The sequence below is a fragment of the Streptomyces sp. NBC_00190 genome (genome assembly GCF_036203305.1).
Lineage (GTDB): Bacteria > Actinomycetota > Actinomycetes > Streptomycetales > Streptomycetaceae > Streptomyces.
The window spans coordinates 7,593,156-7,608,159 of record NZ_CP108131.1 but is presented as its reverse complement, the minus strand read 5'-3'; the positions used below and the strand labels follow the sequence as shown (position 1 = coordinate 7,608,159).

Here is a 15,004-nt window from a genome sequence, read left to right as displayed (position 1 = left end):
CTCCGCCGGGAATTCCTGAAGGAAGATGCTCGAAGTCGTACCCCATCAAGCATCTTTATGCACATCGCACCACCGCGTCCACGCACCCGCCGTCGCAGGGCCGTTGTCAGACCCCTGCGCGAAGATCAGGACATGACGACGACCACCGCTCCCGCCCTGGCCGACCGCGACGAGTACGCCGACGCGATCGGCGCCGCCCTGAGGGCCTCGGCCGCGTACTACGGCTCCGGGGAATCCGCCCTGGACGACGCTTCGTTCGACCTCCTCCTCGGCCTGATAAAGGCCTACGAGGAGCGCTACCCGGAGCACACCGACCCCGCCACACCGACGGGGAAGGTGGCGGGCGGGGCCGTACCTGCCGGGGACGTGGCGCACACCGCCGCGATGCTCTCGCTGGGCAACGTGTTCAGCCCGCAGGACCTGCTCGACTGGGAGGCCTCGGTGCTCCGGCGGCTCGGGGCCCCGGTCATGGGCGGGTACGCGGTCGAACCGAAGCTGGACGGGGCCTCGCTGGCCGCGCGGTACCGCGGGGGCCGGCTGGTCCAGCTCGTCACCCGGGGCAACGGCACCGGCGGCGAGGACGTCTCGCACGCGATCGGCACGATCGCCGGGCTGCCCAGGGAGCTGGCCACGGACGCCTCCTTCGAGGTGCGCGGCGAAGTCCTGCTGACGGCTGAGCAGTTCGAGCGGGCCAACGCGATACGTGCCGAGCACGGGGCCGGCCCGTTCTCCAATCCCCGCAACGGCGCGGCAGGCACGCTGCGTGCCAAGGGGCGCCCGTACACGGTGGAGATGACCTTCTGGGCCTTCGGCGCGGTCGAACTCGACGGCGGCAGCGCCCTTCCCGGCACCAGCCACTCCGAGGTCATGGCCCATGTCGCGCGGGCGGGCGTCCAGACCGCGGCGGCCACCCCCGCCGGTCTGGCCGTGGTGGCCACGCTCGCCGAAGTGCAGGAGCAGGTCGACCGCATCGCCGCGCTCCGCGCCGGGCTGCCCTTCGGGATAGACGGGGTGGTCGTCAAGCTGGACGCCCTGGCCGAACAGACCGCGGTCGGCACCGGATCGCGCCACCCGCACTGGGCGACCGCCTACAAGCTGCCGGCCGTGGAGCGGCGTACCCGGCTGCTCGATGTGACCTGGTCGGTGGGGCGCACGGGGGTGCTCGCGCCCACCGCGGTCCTCGAACCGGTGGAGATAGACGGCTCGGTGGTCAGGCACGCCACGCTCCACAACCCCGCCGACATCGAGCGCCGCGGGCTGCGCCTCGGCGACACCGTGACCGTGTACAAGGCGGGGGACGTCATCCCGCGCGTCGAGGCTCCGGTGGTCGAGCTGCGCACCGGGGCGGAGCGGCCGATCGAGCCGCCGGCCGTGTGCCCGGGCTGCGCCGGGGAGATCGACCGGTCGCAGGAGCGGTGGCGCTGCGCGCAGCCCGCCGACTGCGGGCGGATCGCCGCGATCCTGTATGCCGCCGGACGGGACCAGCTCGACATCGACGGCCTGGGCGAGAAGTACGTACGGGCGCTCGTCGAGGCCGGTCACGTCCGGGACGTGGCGGACCTGTTCACCCTCGACGAGGCGCGGCTCGCCCAGGCCGCCGGGAGCGAGAAGCGGGCGGCGAAGCTGGTCGAGCAGATCGGGGCGGCGAAGGGCAGGCCGCTGTCCCGGGTGTTCTGCGCGCTCGGCATCGTCGGCACGGGGCGGGGCATGTCCCGGCGGATCGCCCGGCACTTCGGGACGATGGAGGCCGTCCGGGCCGCCGACGCGGCCGCGATGACGGGGGTGGAGCTGGTCGGCGACACGAAGGCGGCCGCCATCGTCGCGCAGGTCGCGGAGCTGGGGCCGGTCATCGACAAGCTCGCGGCCGCCGGGGTCAACCTCACGGAGCCGCAGGCCGTACCCGCCGCCGCAGGGGACGGCGACGGGGCCGGGGCCGGGGCCGGGCCGGGACCACTGGCCGGTCAGACCGTGGTGGTCACCGGTCGGATGGCGGGCGCGCTGGCGGCGTACGACACCCGCGACAAGGTGCGGGAGCTGATCGAGCGGGCGGGCGGGAAGTCGGCGAGCGGCATATCCGGGCGGACGACCCTGCTGGTGGCGGGCGAGAAGGCGGGTGGCAAGGTGGCCAAGGCCGAGGAGGCCGGCATCGAGATCGTCGGCGAGGAGGCCTTCGCCGAGCGCATCGCCGCCTTCCTCACGGTGTGACGGCCAGCACCGGCGGGGCCGGTGAGGTCCACCGGTGACCGCAGGGGTCGAAGGCCAGCACCACCGGCTGTCCCGGCCGCTGTCGCCACGAGATGCGTTCCGGCATCCCCGCGCACACCGGACAGCGGGGCAGCGGGGCAGGCTGCGCGCGGCACCCGGGTGCGGCGGCGAGCGGCGTGGAGTGCTGATCGCGCATGGACGCTCCCTGGTCGTGCGGTTGGCCTGACCGCACTGTGCCATGGAGCGGCTCTCCGCCGCACGGGCGAATCGTCCAGAGTTCCGGCTGGTCAGAGGTGTGGTCTGCAGGAGGATTCCGGTCCACTTGCGGGCACTTGGTGATCAACCGCACCCGCCGCAGGCCGCCACCAGGCCGGAGGGCGGCACCGGCGGGCAGCGCCGGCGGGGCGCGGAACCTCGTACGGTCCCGCGCCCGGCCGGGCGCGCGCCTGCCGGTCCCCCGCCCGCGCCGGTGCGCCTCGAGGTCAGGGCAGCTTGTCGACCTCGGGGTGCTCGGCCAGCCAGGCACGGACCGCCTGCTGCTCCTTGCCCTTCCCGGTGTCCTGGATCTTCGCCTCCAGGCCGGTCAGCTGCTCCTCGGTGAGCTTGAAGGACCGCAGCCAGCGCGCCACGTCGGGCTCGTCGGCGGCGAAGCCCTCGCGGGCCAGGGTGTGGATGCCGTCGCCCTTGCCCCAGACGCCCTTCGGGTCCACCAGCTTGGTCAGCTCGTAGGAGGAGTACGCCCAGTGCGGGGACCACAGCACGGTCACGACGGGCTCCTTCTTGTCGTAGGCCCGCTTGAGCTCGGCGAGCATGCCGGGGGTGGAGCCGTCGACGACCTGGTACTCGCCCTCCAGGCCGTACTCGCCCAGGACCTTGTCCTTCAGGATGGACATGGCGCCGGCGCTCGGCTCGATGCCGATGATCCGGCCCTTGAACTCCCCGGACCGGCCCTTGAGGTCGGCGAGCGAGCGCACGTCCTTCACGTACGAGGGCACGGACAGCTCCAGCGAGGTGGAGCCGTACCAGGAACCGAGGTCCTCCAGCTTGTTCCCGTACTTCTCCCAGTACTGGGCGTGCGTGACGGGCAGCCAGGCGTCCGTCTGGAAGTCGATCCGGCCTCCGGCCAGGCCGGTGTAGAGGGCGCCGGCCTCCAGCTGGCTGGTGTCGACCTTGAAGCCGCGCCGTTCCAGGAGCTCCTTCCACAGGAAGGTGGAGGCGATGCCCTCGTCCCAGGGGATGTAGCCGATGGAGACCGTGCGGCCCTTGCCGATGTTCGCGGCACCGGCCGGTCCGCCCTCGGCGGTGGAGCCGCCGAAGGTGCCGAGCCCGCCCGCGACGAGCGCGAGTACGACGGCGCCGGTGACGGCGTAGGCGGGCCGGGGGCGGTGGTTCCACACCTTGGCCGCGCCGGTGGCGGCGGCCCGCGCCTTGGCGAGGGCGCGCCTGCCGAGCGGGGAGACCTGGCGGCCGAGGGCCCCGGTCATCCGGTCGAGGTACATGGCGAGGATGACGATGGAGACGCCCGCCTCGAAGCCGAGGCCGATGTCGACGTTGCCGATGGCCCGGTAGACGGCACCGCCGAGTCCGCCGCCGCCCACCATGCCGGCGATGACGACCATGGACAGGCCGAGCATGATGACCTGGTTGACGCCCGCCATGATGGTCGGCAGGGCCAGCGGCAGCTGGACGCGGACCAGGGTGTCGCGCGGGGTGGTGCCGAAGGCCTCGGCCGCCTCGACCAGCTCCGCGTCGACCTGGCGGATGCCGAGCTCGGTCATCCGTACGCCCGGCGGCAGCGAGAAGATGATGGTCGCGATGATGCCGGGCACCACGCCCACCCCGAAGAAGATGATGCCGGGGATGAGGTAGACCATGGCCGGCATGGTCTGCATGAAGTCCAGGACGGGCCGCAGGACGGCGCTGACCCGGTCGGAACGCGAAGCCCAGATGCCGAGCGGGATCGCGAAGAACAGCGTGACGAGGGTGGCGACCAGGACCAGCGACAGCGTCGACATGGCCTCGGACCACAGCCCGACGGAGTCGACGAGCGCGAGGCCGGCGAAGGCCAGCAGCCCCGCGAGGAGCCCGCGCAGCCACCAGGCGGCGAGCGCGAGGATGCCCGCGAACAGCAGCGGGGCGGGGGCGGAGAGCGCGGCGTCGATGCCGTCGTAGAGGCCGGTGACGAGCGCGCTGATGGCGTCGAAGAGCCAGGACAGGTGGCGCTGGAGGAAGTCGACACCGCTGTCGACCCAGGCGCCGAGGTGTAGGCGGGGCATCAGGCGGCCACCTCCGCACAGGCCATCGGGGGCCGTTGTTCGTCACCGAGGAAGGCGACGAGGCGGTCCTTCGGTACGGAGCCGATGACGGCGCCGTCCTCGTCGGTGACGGCGACCGGGTGCGGGACCCGGGCGCTGACCGCGCACAGGTCGGCGAGCGCGGTGCCGGCGCTGACGGTGGGGCAGCCGCAGGCGTCCGCCCCGGCGGGCGCCTCGTCCATGACGGCGTCGGCCGTGAGCACGCGCGAGCGGTCCACGTCCTGGACGAAGGAGGCGACGTACTCGTCGGCGGGACGGATGAGGATGTCCTCGGCGGTGCCCTGCTGGACGATGCGGCCGTCGCGCATGACGGCGATGCCGTCGCCCAGGCGCATGGCCTCGTTGAGGTCGTGGGTGATGAAGACGATCGTCTTCTTCAGCCGCCGCTGGAGTTCGAGGAGCTGGTCCTGCATGTCGCGGCGGATCAGCGGGTCGAGGGCGCTGAACGACTCGTCCATCAGCAGCAGGTCGGCGTCGGTGGCCAGGGCGCGGGCCAGTCCCACGCGCTGCTGCATGCCGCCGGAGAGCTCGTCGGGCCAGGACTTCTCCCAGCCGCCGAGCCCGCACAGCGCCAGGGCCTCGGCGGCCCGGCGCTCGCGCTCGGCCCGGGGGACGCCCTGGACCTCCAGTCCGTAGCCGGCGTTCTCCAGGACGTCGCGGTGCGGGAACAGCGCGAAGTGCTGGAACACCATGCTGATTTTGGTGGCGCGTACGCGGCGCAGCTCGCGCGGACTGAGCGCGGTGAGGTCCTCGCCGTCGAAGAGGATGCGTCCCGAGGTGGGCTCCAGGAGCCCGTTGAGCATGCGCAGCAGCGTGGACTTGCCGGATCCAGACAGACCCATGACGACGAATATCTGTCCCGGCTCGACGCGGAACGAGGCGTCGATCACCGCGGCCGTCGTTCCGTCGGCGCGCAGCTCGTCGCGGCTGGTGCCGGCCTCGAGCGCGCGGACCGCGGCCGCCTGGTCGTCGCGGTGTCTCGCGAACACCTTGTAGACGTGCTCGGCCTGGAGCGTGGACACATGTACCTCGCGGGTCGTACGGGTACGGCGCGCGCCGGACGGGCCAGCGCGGGCCGTGGAGCGGGACGGGATCCGCCCGCGTGCGCCGTGCTCTCCGTCACCATGTGCCGGAGAGCACGGTTCCGCTCCAGCCGCGCTCGTGCCCTGTATTCACCTGAGCAAACGCAAAGGTGATCTACCTCACGTATGTCCGGCGCCCGCGCCCTCCGGCTCGTCCGTCAGCATCGAGGCACGCAGGTGCTGCAGGAGCCGGGTCAGCAGGCGCGAGACCTGCATCTGCGAGATGCCGAGAGCGGCGCCCATCTGCGCCTGTGTCAGCTCCTCGCCGAAGCGCATCCGCAGCATCCGGCGCTCGCGGTCGGTGAGCTGTTCCAGCAGCGGCGCCAGGGTCTGGATGTCCTCGACCAGCTCCATGGCCGGCTCCTCCTCGCCCATGACGTCGGCGAGGGTCTGCCCCTCCGTCCGGCCGCCTCCGTACTCGCAGTGCGCGGCCTGCGGGGCGTCCAGGGAACCGCTGGTGTGGCCGTTGGCGGCGAAGAGGCCCTCTATGACCTCCTCCTCCGAGAGGCCGAGGTGGCCGGCGAGATCCGCGACGGTGGGCGAGCGGTCGAGCTCGATGGTCAGCGATTCCTTCGCCTTCGCGATGTCGATGCGCAGCTCCTGGAGCCGGCGCGGGACGCGGACGGCCCAGGAGGTGTCGCGGAAGTGCCGCTTGATCTCGCCTGTGATGTACGGCATGGCCAGCGTGGAGAACTCGTTCTCGCGGGCCGGGTCGAACCGGTCGATGGCCTTGATCAGGCCGATGGTGCCGACCTGGACGATGTCGTCCATGTCACCACCGTCGCCGCGGTTGCGGAAGCGGCGCACGGCGTACTGGACGAGTGAGGCGTTCATCTCTATGAGGGTGTTGCGGACGTACTGGTACTCCGCGGTGCCCTCGGTCAGTTCGCGCAGCCGCCGGAAGAAGACCTTCGACAGCTCCCTCGCGTCCGCCGGGGCCACCTCGCGCGGCTCGTCGATCCGGGGCAGGCCCGCGAGGCGGGCCGCTTCGGCGCTCCGACGGGGGGTGGGGAGTGCCGCGGAGGCGGTGGCGGTATGGGGGGACGGGGCAGGGACCGGCATGGGGGTTCGCTCCTTGGGCTGGTCGGCTTGCGGCGCGGGACCTTGACTGCCGTAGATGGTGGACCGCTTCTGGTCGTACGTCAAGAATTACCGGAAATGCATTTCACGTCTTGCATCACATGAATCGCGTATCGCATCATGACCGCATGGGGAGCATGTCTCAGCGACAAAACTGGACATTCCTGACCAATCACGCCCGCGTTCTGGTGACCATCGCCCGGGACCCGGCCGTGCGGCTCAGGGACGTCGCCGCCGTGTGCGGACTGACCGAGCGGACCGTGCAGACGATCGTCACCGACCTGGAGACGGACGGATATCTGCGGCGCGTCCGCGACGGCCGACGCAATCGGTACGACATCTCCCCGGGCGCGGTCTTCCGCCACCCGGCCGAGGCGGGTGTCCAAGTGGCCGGCCTGCTCGCCCTGCTGACCGGCGCCTCCGCGGACCCCGACGCTCCGCCGCCGGCTCCTGACATCAGCGACGCGGAAGCCACCGAGCTCCTGGGCATCGCTCCGGTCCCGGACCTCTTGGCGGAGCCCTCCTAAGCGACGCTTAGGCCCGTTCCCGCACTCACATTCCGCACTCCCGCCCCAGCAGCCCCCGGCCCCCTTGTGCCCTGCTCCGCAACGGCCCCAGCCTTGGCCACATGAACACGAGACCGCATTTATGGCGGCGCTGCGGCGCCGCCTTCGCGCTGGCCGCCGCGCTCGCGCTCGGGTTGCACACCGGGGCCTCGGCGGCGAGTCCGCCGGAGGGGTCCGTCCGCTACGCGGGCGCGCCGGGAGCCGTCGCCGGCAGCTACCTCGTCCTCCTCGACCCCGCCCGCGCGACGTCCCGTACCGCGCGGGGCCGGAGCGTGGTCGAACGCTCCGGCGGAAAGATCCGCCGCACGTACGACGCCGCGCTGAACGGGTACTCCGCACAGCTGACGGAGCGGCAGGCCAGGCGGCTCGCCGCGGACCCTGCCGTCGCCGAGGTGGCGCAGAACCGGACGCTGAAGCTCGACGCCACCCAGCCGGACCCGCCCTCCTGGGGTCTGTCCCGGATCGACCAGCGGCGTCTCCCGCTGGACGCCGCCTACGCCTACCCGGACTCGGCCGGGCAGGGCGTCACCGCGTACATCATCGACACCGGCGTCCACATCACGCACGAGGACTTCGGCGGGCGCGCCTCCTACGGCTACGACGCCGTCGACGACGACATGAGCTCCGAGGACGACCACGGCCACGGCACCCATGTCGCCGGTACGGTCGCGGGCTCCACGCACGGGGTCGCCAAACAGGCCAAGATCGTCGCGGTCCGGGTGCTCGACTACACGGGCCAGGGCACCACGGAGCAGGTGGTGGCGGGCGTCGACTGGGTGACGCGCAACGCGGCGAAGCCTGCGGTGGCGAACATGAGCCTGGGCGGGGACCCCGACGACGTACTGGACGCCGCCGTCCGCAACTCCATCGCCTCGGGGATCACCTACGCGGTGGCCGCCGGCAACCAGGACATCGACGCCTCGGGCCACTCCCCCGCCCGGGTCCAGGCGGCGCTGACGGTAGGGGCGGTCGGCGACTACGACCACCGCGCCTCCTACTCCAACTACGGGCCTCTGGTCGACCTGTTCGCCCCCGGGGACTCCATCTCGTCGGCCGCGTACTTCTCCGACGACTGGTACACGACCATGTCGGGTACCTCGATGGCGACCCCGCACGTCACCGGGGTGGCGGCGCTCCACCTCTCCACCCACCGGACGGCGACCCCGGCCCAGGTCGGCGCGGCCCTCACCGCCTACGCCAGCACCGGATCGGTCATCGACCCGGGCCCGGGCTCCGCCAACCGGCTGCTCTACGCGGGCGGTTCACCGCAGCGGCCGCCGGGTCGGCGGTTCGCGAACACCACGGACTACCCGGTGGCCGATCAGGCGACGGTCGACTCCCCCATCACCGTGAGCGGGGTGTCCGGTACGGCCCCGGCGGACCTCGACGTCGAGATCGCCGTCAGGCATCCGGACGTCGGGGACCTGCGGATCGACGTGATCGCCCCGGACGGCACGGCATACCCCGTCAAGGACGAGTGGGAGGCGTGGATCGAGACCGACTACACCGTGGTCATCGCGATCGACGCGTCCTCAAGGACCGCGAACGGGGTCTGGCGACTGCGCGTGTTCGACACGCGGAGCGGCAACACCGGCTACATCGACTCATGGGCCCTGCGTTTCTGAGCCCTTCACGGAGTACGGGCGCTCGGGGTCGCGGTGGAAGGTCAGCCGGTCCCAGGTGGGGAAGGCCAGATCGGTGACGGCCAGCAGCCGGCCGGAGGCGTCGTGCAGGGTGCGGCGCACGGTCAGGCCGCCGGCCTGCGACGCGGCGGCCGGCGGATGCGTGGTGCGGGTCATGGTGAGGGTCTCGGCGACCCGGCCGTCCCCCGCGGCCCGGTCGAGCCAGTGGTACAGCGGGTCCAGGTCCTCGTCGCGGACCGGCGCCGGCCGGTCGCGGTAGCGGGCCAGTTCGGGACTGCGCGCGACGGCGCCCGGGCTCAGGTAGGTGACGGCGTGCCGCAGCGCCTCGCCCGCCGGGCCGCGTTCGCGCCGGTGCAGGACGAGGGTGCGCTCCCCGCCGCTCATGCCGAGCAGCGCGGCGAGCGAGGGCGGCACGGTCACCAGCGTGAGCCAGCTCTGCGCGAGGAGGGGGGAGGGGACGGGGGCGGACAGGGGTGCGGCAGCCGCGGCGTCCACGGCGACGGACCGGGTGCCGCGGCGGCCGGTGACGACGAGGCCGTCCTCGCGCAGGTGCCGGAGCGCGGCCCTGACGGTCTGCCGGTTGACCTGGTAGCGGGCGGCCAGGCTGCGTTCGGAGGGCAGTCTGCCGCCGGGGACGTGCGCGACGCGGTCGAGTTCCTGCCGCAACGCCGCGGCGATCCGCAGGTACTTGGGCATGGCGGCCGGGCCGCCGCCCCGCGATGGGGAGGGGGGCATGGCTTCTCCTCTGACGGGTGGTCAAGGACTGCGCGGTCTGCCCGCCCAACGTAGCATTGGTCTATACCTCTATGTGAGAGCGGGACGCGGTCCGGGCACCACCTTGGCCGGTTACTCACCCTCCCCTCACCCCCGCAGCGGGTTCGGCAGCGGCAGGTAGCGGGCGTCCGCGCCGTCGGCACGGGTCCAGCGCAGCAGCAGGTTGGTCTTGGCGGGCAGGGCGGGGGCGGCGAGCAGCTGCGCGATCTCGGGCAGGCCGCGCGTGGTGTCGTAGCGTACGAACTCCTCCCGTACGGCCGGCCACACGAGCGCGGAGATGTCCGGATGCCGCTCGCACAGCGTCCCCGCGATCTCCGCCAGATGGTTGACCACCAGGCAGTAGACCAGCCGTTGCCAGGCCGCCGCGCGGTCCAGGTCGGGCAGCAGCTTGACCCCCTCCGCGTCGCGGAAGAGGGCCTGCACCGGCATGCCCGCCGCGTCGACGGCGACCAGGCTGTTCTGCAGGTGCGCCTCCAGCACGACACCGTGGCGGGCGAACAGCTCCAGCACCGGCGGCACGACCTGGCGCAGGTACGCCCGCCACCAGGCGGCCGGGTCGGCGGTGCCCGCCAGCGGGCTTCCGGCGTAGCCCTCGGCGAGCGCGGCCGCCAGCAGCGGGGTGGCCCCGGGCGCGGCGTGCGCGTGCCCGTCGTGGAAGCCGTCCCGGACCAGCACCGCGAGCTGCTCGAAGGCGAAGCCGGCGGTCCGGTAGCCGCGGTCGGCGAGCCAGGCCGCTCCCGAACCGGCCCGGCGCAGCGCGGCGAAGCCGGCCTCGACCGCCGCGTCGGTACGGCGCAGCTTCAGCAGGTCGTGCCGCCACAGCCGGCGCACGTCGTTGGTGATCCGGACGTCGAGGCTGAACTTCACGAAGAGGTCGGCGGACCGGTCCGGCACGTACAGGGTCCGGATCGAGGCGGTCGGCCAGGCCGGCCGGCGGCTCTCGCCCAGCCGCAGCAGCCGCCCGTCGGCGAAGGCCTCGCGCACCGTCGTCCGGCAGCCGATCAGGTCCAGCTGCCAGGGATGGGCGGGCAGCAGCCGGTAGCCGGCGGGCGGGCGCGGCCCGTCGAGGGCATCGGCCAGGGAGTCGATCGCCGCGGCGGCGGCCGGTCCGCCCTCCTCCGCCACCTGGTCCTCGCGCAGCCCCAGGAAGGCCAGCGGGAAGCGGGCGTGGGCCTCCGGCGCGTACGGGAGCCAGCTGCCGACCGGCGCCCCGCCCCGGGCCTTGGGGGCGGGGTGGTTCGGGTGGCCCATGACCAGGGACTGCTCGGAGAGCAGGTACGGGTCCACCGGGGGCTCGGCGGTGGCGCGGGCGGCCAGCAGTGCGGCGACCGCGTCCCGGCTGTCGGTGATCTCGACCGGGAGTTCGTCGTTCGGAACCCCGGTGTACCGGCCCAGTTCGTCGGAGGTGAGTTTGACCAGCTCGGAGTGGCTGAGCAGACGCCAGCCGCCCGCCAGGCGCAGTTCGGGGCGCACCGGCCGACGGCCGCCCCGCACCCGGAGCAGCCGCCCGCTGCCGCGCAGCCGGTGGACGCCCGCACCGTGCTCCTCGGCGGATTCGGCGGCCTCCCGGAGCAGGCAGTTCAGGAGCGGGGTGGCGGCATAGGTGTCGGCGGCGGCGTTGAGGTCCACTGGTTCCATTCGGTCCATCCGGTGCGCCGGGATCGCGGGACGCGACCTCCGGTCGTGATCTTCAGTATCCGCGATGATGAGGTGATCATCCGGTCAAGCGACAACCCGATCCGCGGAGCCTCCGATGTACTTTCCCGTCTCCCCCGCCGAACAGGCCGTCGCCGCGGAACTGGCCGCCGTGCGGCCCGCGCTCGAGCCCGCGTACAGCGCCGCGCTCGACGGCGCCCGGGCGGCCGTGCTGACCCGGCTGTGGCGGGCGCTCGCCTTCGAACCGCTGCCGTGGGTGGCGGCCCGCGAGCGGGGCCGCACCGGCCTGGAACTGCTGCTGGCGGGCGGCGGGCGACTGGAGGGCCCGCCGCCGGACGCCTACGCCACCGACGCGTACGTGACGGAGCTGCTGCTCGACGGCAAGCCCTACCGGCACGCCGCGCGGCTGGTGGCGGCGCTGGGGGTCCCGCACGGCGAGGAGTTCGCCGCCGAGCTGGACGGCAGCACGGCTTCCCTCGCGCTCTCCCGGGCCGGGCAGGCGCCCGCCGACCCGGACGTCGCCGCGCTCACCACCTGGCAGTGGGAGCAGCGGGTGGTCGACGGGCATCCGTACCACCCGAACTGCCGTTCCCGGCCCGGCTTCTCGGTGGCCGAGCAGTTGGCGTACGCCCCCGAGCACCGCCCCGTGGTGGAGCTCGGCCTGGTCCCCGTACGGGCCGAGGAGTGCCTGGTCACCGGTGACTGGCCGGCGGAGCTGCGGGACGCGGGGCGGATCATGGTCCCGGTGCATCCCTGGCAGGCGGCGCACACCCTCAAGCACGAGCGGGTGCGGGACGGTTTCGCGGCGCATCCGCTGATGGCCCTGCGCACCCTCGCCCCGGTGGCGGGCGGCGCGCACGTCAAGACGGCGCTGAGCACCCGGCTGACCTCCTCCGTACGGGACATCTCCGGCTACTCCGTCGAAACGGCGGCGGCCGTGTCCGACTTCGCCCAGAGGCTGTCCGAGCGCCTCGACGGCCGGCTGCGCTTCACCCGCACCCTGAGCGCGGCGACCGCGCACAGCCCGGACCTGGCGGCCGTGCTGCGCGAGCCGCCGGAGGTCTACGCGGACGCCGCCGCCGGTGAGCGGGTGCTGCCGGTGGCGGCCCTGGCCTCGTTCCCGCAGGCGCGCTCGGCCGCCTGGCGCGCCGAGTTCGCGCGTCTCGCGCTCTCGGTGTGCCTGCGCGTGCTGGAGCTCGGGGTGGCGCTGGAGGCCCACGGCCAGAACCTCCTGGTCGTCCTCTCCGCCACCGGCGCCCCGCTGCGGCTGGTCTACCGGGACCTCGCCGACATCCGGATCAGCCCGGCCCGGCTGGTCCGGCACGGGCTGCCGGTGCCGCCCCTGTCCGGCAGGCTGATCACCGACGACGTGGCCGCGCTGCGGCGCAAGCTGTTCGGGTCGCTTCTGACCGGTGCGCTCGGTGCCACGGCGGGCTCGGCCGGGGCCTTCGCCGACGCCTTCGCCGAGGCGGCGGGCCTGCCCGCGACCGCCGACACCGAAGCGCTGCTGACCGGCCCGCTGCCCACCAAGGCGCTCACGCTGATGCGGCTGAGCCCCGGTGTCCCGGGTGATCAGTGGGCGGAGCTGCCCAATCCCCTGACCGGAGGGTGAGCCGGAGCACATGGACGGGATTCCCTCCGGACGGAGTCCGGAGGATACTGTCCAGGGGCATGACAGAGACCTGGAACCTGAGCTCCGTACAGACTTCCTACGACACCGTCGCCACCGACTACGCCCGGATACTCGGCACGGAACTGTCCGGCAAGCCGCTGGACCGGTCCATGCTGGCCGCGTTCGCCGAGTACGTGCGCGGCGACCGGGGCGGGCCGGGCCGCGCCGTCGCGGACCTCGGCTGCGGTCCGGGCCGGGTGACGGCGCATCTGGACTCGCTCGGCGTACGGGCCTTCGGCGTCGACCTGTCCCCCGCGATGGTGGCCGTGGCCCGGCGGACGTATCCGGGGCTGCGCTTCGAGGTGGGCTCGATGGCCGCGCTGGACGTGGCGGACGGGGTACTCGGCGGGGTGCTGGCCTGGTACTCCACGGTGCACACCCCGCCGTCCCGACTGCCCACGTTATTCGCCGAGTTCGCACGGGTCCTGGCCCCGGGCGGCTACGTGCTGATCGGCTTCAAAGCGGGCGACCGCAAGATCCGGTTGGAGCACGCGTACGGGCATCCGGTCGACCTCGACGTGTACTGGACCCCGCCGGACCTGATCGCCGGGCTGCTCGCCGGGGCCGGCCTCGCCGAGGTGGGCCGCCTGGTGCGGGAACCCGACGGCGACGAGAAGGGTCCGCAGGGGTTCCTGCTCGCGCGCAAGGCCTGAGCCCCGGCGGCCGCAGCTGCCGGCGGCCGGGATCCCCGGCTACCAGCGCAGCGGAAGCCGGCTCACGCCCCGCATGAGGGTGCCCGGAAGCCAGTCGCGCGGGCCGGCGTCCGGGTCCTCGGCCAGGTCGGGGAACCGCTCCAGCAGGGACCGGACCGCGATGCGGCCCTCCATGCGGGCGAGCGGGGCGCCGAGGCAGAAGTGGATGCCGTGGCCGAAGGCGAGATGGCTCGGCCCGGTGCGGCGGATGTCGAAGTCGTCGGGCCCGGTGAACCGGGCCGGGTCGCGGCCGACCGCGGCGAGCCCGACCATGACGGAGGAACCGGCCTCGATGAGGGTGCCCCCGATCTCCAGGTCGGCACGGGCGAAGCGGTAGGTGGCGTGCTGCACCGGGCCGTCGTAGCGGAGCATCTCCTCCACCGCGCCGTCGATCAGCCCGTCCGGATCGGCGCGCAGGGCCGCCAGCTGGTCCGGGTGGGCGAGCAGGGCCCGTACGCCGTTGCCGATCAGGTTGACCGTGGTCTCGTGCCCGGCGACCAGCAGCAGGAAGGCCATGCCGATCAGCTCTTCCGGGGACAGCTGGTCGCCGTCCTCGTCCCTGGTCCGGATCAGCGCGCTGAGCAGGTCCTCGCCGGGGTCCGCGGCCTTGGCCTCGACGAGCTCGTACAGGTAGGCGGTCATCTCCTCCATCACCCTGGGGTCCGGGTTGGCCGGGTCCAGCGGGGCCACGATCTCGCCGGACCAGTAACGGAACCGCTCCTGGTCCAGGTCGGGTACGCCGAGGAGTTCGCAGATGACGGTCATCGGCAGCGGGGCGGCGAAGGACCGGATCAGGTCGCCCCGGCGGTCCGGGGCCGCGGCCATCGCGTCCAGCAGTTCGTCGGTGACCTGCTGCACGCGCGGGCGCAGGGCCTCGACCCTGCGGGAGGTGAACTCGCCCGCCACCAGGCGGCGCAGCCGGGTGTGCTGGGGCGGATCCGAGTCGAGCATGTTGGCGGCGGTGGCGGTCACCGGCGTGTTCGCGAACAGTTCCTGGCCGAGCCAGTTCTTCGACAGGGCCGGGTGGGCCAGGGCTTGGCGGGCCTCGTCGTGGCCGACGACCAGCCAGGTCCGGTCGCCCGCGATGACGATCCGGTGGACGGGCCCGACGGAGCGCAGTGCGGCGTAGAAGGGATAGGGGTCGGCGTTGAACTCTTCGGCGTGTGCGGTCATGTCGGTAAGAGGCATGGGGCGCAGCCTAAGGTGATCGCCGCCGGGCCCGAACGGGATATATGAGAAGCCGGATCGTTTCGGCTGTGGGCCGTTCGGGGGTCAACCCGGCCTCTGTGGGCCCGCCTTCACGGCGATCGGCGCGGGCG

Annotated in this window: 12 protein-coding genes; 5 read left to right on the top strand and 7 right to left on the bottom strand. The window is 73.1% G+C overall.

What is annotated here, in order from left to right; genetic code table 11:
- The first annotated feature begins 132 nt into the window (after positions 1-132).
- Complete coding sequence (ligA, locus tag OG429_RS35210; protein WP_328929311.1) at positions 133-2,205, top strand: NAD-dependent DNA ligase LigA; 2,073 nt, start codon at positions 133-135, stop codon at positions 2,203-2,205.
- Here ligA and OG429_RS35205 read toward each other — a convergent pair.
- From OG429_RS35205 to OG429_RS35190, 4 genes are all read right to left on the bottom strand, one after another.
- Complete coding sequence (locus tag OG429_RS35205) at positions 2,195-2,401, bottom strand: hypothetical protein (RefSeq protein WP_328929310.1); 207 nt, start codon at positions 2,399-2,401, stop codon at positions 2,195-2,197. The genes ligA and OG429_RS35205 overlap by 11 nt on opposite strands.
- Before the next feature lie 286 nt (positions 2,402-2,687).
- Entirely contained in the window at positions 2,688-4,481 is a 1,794-nt protein-coding gene (locus OG429_RS35200) for an ABC transporter permease/substrate binding protein (protein WP_328929309.1), read from the bottom strand.
- Positions 4,481-5,542: a quaternary amine ABC transporter ATP-binding protein gene (locus tag OG429_RS35195; protein WP_328929308.1), complete on the bottom strand. Its 1,062-nt coding sequence runs from the start codon at positions 5,540-5,542 to the stop codon at positions 4,481-4,483. Before OG429_RS35195 ends, OG429_RS35200 begins: the two co-directional genes overlap by 1 nt.
- A gap of 180 nt (positions 5,543-5,722) precedes the next feature.
- A complete protein-coding gene (locus OG429_RS35190; protein WP_328929307.1) occupies positions 5,723-6,664 on the bottom strand; it encodes a SigB/SigF/SigG family RNA polymerase sigma factor in 942 nt (313 codons plus the stop codon).
- A 155-nt stretch (positions 6,665-6,819) separates the two neighbouring features.
- Here OG429_RS35190 and OG429_RS35185 point away from each other — a divergent pair, with 155 nt between their 5' ends.
- Positions 6,820-7,209: a MarR family transcriptional regulator gene (locus tag OG429_RS35185; protein WP_405676960.1), complete on the top strand. Its 390-nt coding sequence runs from the start codon at positions 6,820-6,822 to the stop codon at positions 7,207-7,209.
- 101 nt (positions 7,210-7,310) lie between these two features.
- Positions 7,311-8,873 (top strand): S8 family peptidase, encoded by a 1,563-nt coding sequence (locus tag OG429_RS35180; protein ID WP_328929305.1) that lies wholly within the window; start codon positions 7,311-7,313, stop codon positions 8,871-8,873.
- On the opposite strand, the gene OG429_RS35175 is transcribed toward OG429_RS35180, so the two are convergent.
- Together OG429_RS35175 and OG429_RS35170 are read right to left on the bottom strand one after the other, a co-directional pair.
- Complete coding sequence (locus tag OG429_RS35175) at positions 8,853-9,626, bottom strand: GntR family transcriptional regulator (protein WP_328929304.1); 774 nt, start codon at positions 9,624-9,626, stop codon at positions 8,853-8,855. The two genes, OG429_RS35180 and OG429_RS35175, sit on opposite strands and share 21 nt — an antisense overlap.
- A gap of 126 nt (positions 9,627-9,752) precedes the next feature.
- Positions 9,753-11,312, bottom strand: coding sequence for an IucA/IucC family protein (locus OG429_RS35170; RefSeq protein WP_328929303.1), 1,560 nt, complete (start codon positions 11,310-11,312; stop codon positions 9,753-9,755).
- A 106-nt stretch (positions 11,313-11,418) separates the two neighbouring features.
- Here OG429_RS35170 and OG429_RS35165 point away from each other — a divergent pair, with 106 nt between their 5' ends.
- Both OG429_RS35165 and OG429_RS35160 read left to right on the top strand, forming a co-directional pair.
- Positions 11,419-12,933 carry an IucA/IucC family siderophore biosynthesis protein gene (locus tag OG429_RS35165; RefSeq protein WP_328929302.1) on the top strand — a complete coding sequence of 505 codons (1,515 nt, stop codon included), beginning with the start codon at positions 11,419-11,421 and terminating at the stop codon, positions 12,931-12,933.
- A 59-nt stretch (positions 12,934-12,992) separates the two neighbouring features.
- Positions 12,993-13,646 carry a class I SAM-dependent methyltransferase gene (locus OG429_RS35160; protein ID WP_328929301.1) on the top strand — a complete coding sequence of 218 codons (654 nt, stop codon included), beginning with the start codon at positions 12,993-12,995 and terminating at the stop codon, positions 13,644-13,646.
- Between the two features lie 39 nt (positions 13,647-13,685).
- On the opposite strand, the gene OG429_RS35155 is transcribed toward OG429_RS35160, so the two are convergent.
- Positions 13,686-14,873, bottom strand: coding sequence for a cytochrome P450 family protein (locus tag OG429_RS35155; protein ID WP_328929300.1), 1,188 nt, complete (start codon positions 14,871-14,873; stop codon positions 13,686-13,688).
- Positions 14,874-15,004: the final 131 nt, after the last annotated feature.

Bases quoted from the DNA above. Each gene is read 5' to 3' on its own strand.
- OG429_RS35155 (WP_328929300.1), bottom strand. From the start codon at position 14,873: ATGCCTCTTACCGACATGACCGCACACGCCGAAGAGTTCAACGCCGAC.
- OG429_RS35185 (WP_405676960.1), top strand. From the start codon at position 6,820: ATGTCTCAGCGACAAAACTGGACATTCCTGACCAATCACGCCCGCGTT.
- OG429_RS35205 (WP_328929310.1), bottom strand. From the start codon at position 2,401: ATGCGCGATCAGCACTCCACGCCGCTCGCCGCCGCACCCGGGTGCCGC.
- OG429_RS35180 (WP_328929305.1), top strand. From the start codon at position 7,311: ATGAACACGAGACCGCATTTATGGCGGCGCTGCGGCGCCGCCTTCGCG.
- OG429_RS35200 (WP_328929309.1), bottom strand. From the start codon at position 4,481: ATGCCCCGCCTACACCTCGGCGCCTGGGTCGACAGCGGTGTCGACTTC.
- ligA (WP_328929311.1), top strand. From the start codon at position 133: ATGACGACGACCACCGCTCCCGCCCTGGCCGACCGCGACGAGTACGCC.
- OG429_RS35170 (WP_328929303.1), bottom strand. From the start codon at position 11,312: ATGGACCGAATGGAACCAGTGGACCTCAACGCCGCCGCCGACACCTAT.
- OG429_RS35190 (WP_328929307.1), bottom strand. From the start codon at position 6,664: ATGCCGGTCCCTGCCCCGTCCCCCCATACCGCCACCGCCTCCGCGGCA.
- OG429_RS35160 (WP_328929301.1), top strand. From the start codon at position 12,993: ATGACAGAGACCTGGAACCTGAGCTCCGTACAGACTTCCTACGACACC.
- OG429_RS35165 (WP_328929302.1), top strand. From the start codon at position 11,419: ATGTACTTTCCCGTCTCCCCCGCCGAACAGGCCGTCGCCGCGGAACTG.
- OG429_RS35175 (WP_328929304.1), bottom strand. From the start codon at position 9,626: ATGCCCCCCTCCCCATCGCGGGGCGGCGGCCCGGCCGCCATGCCCAAG.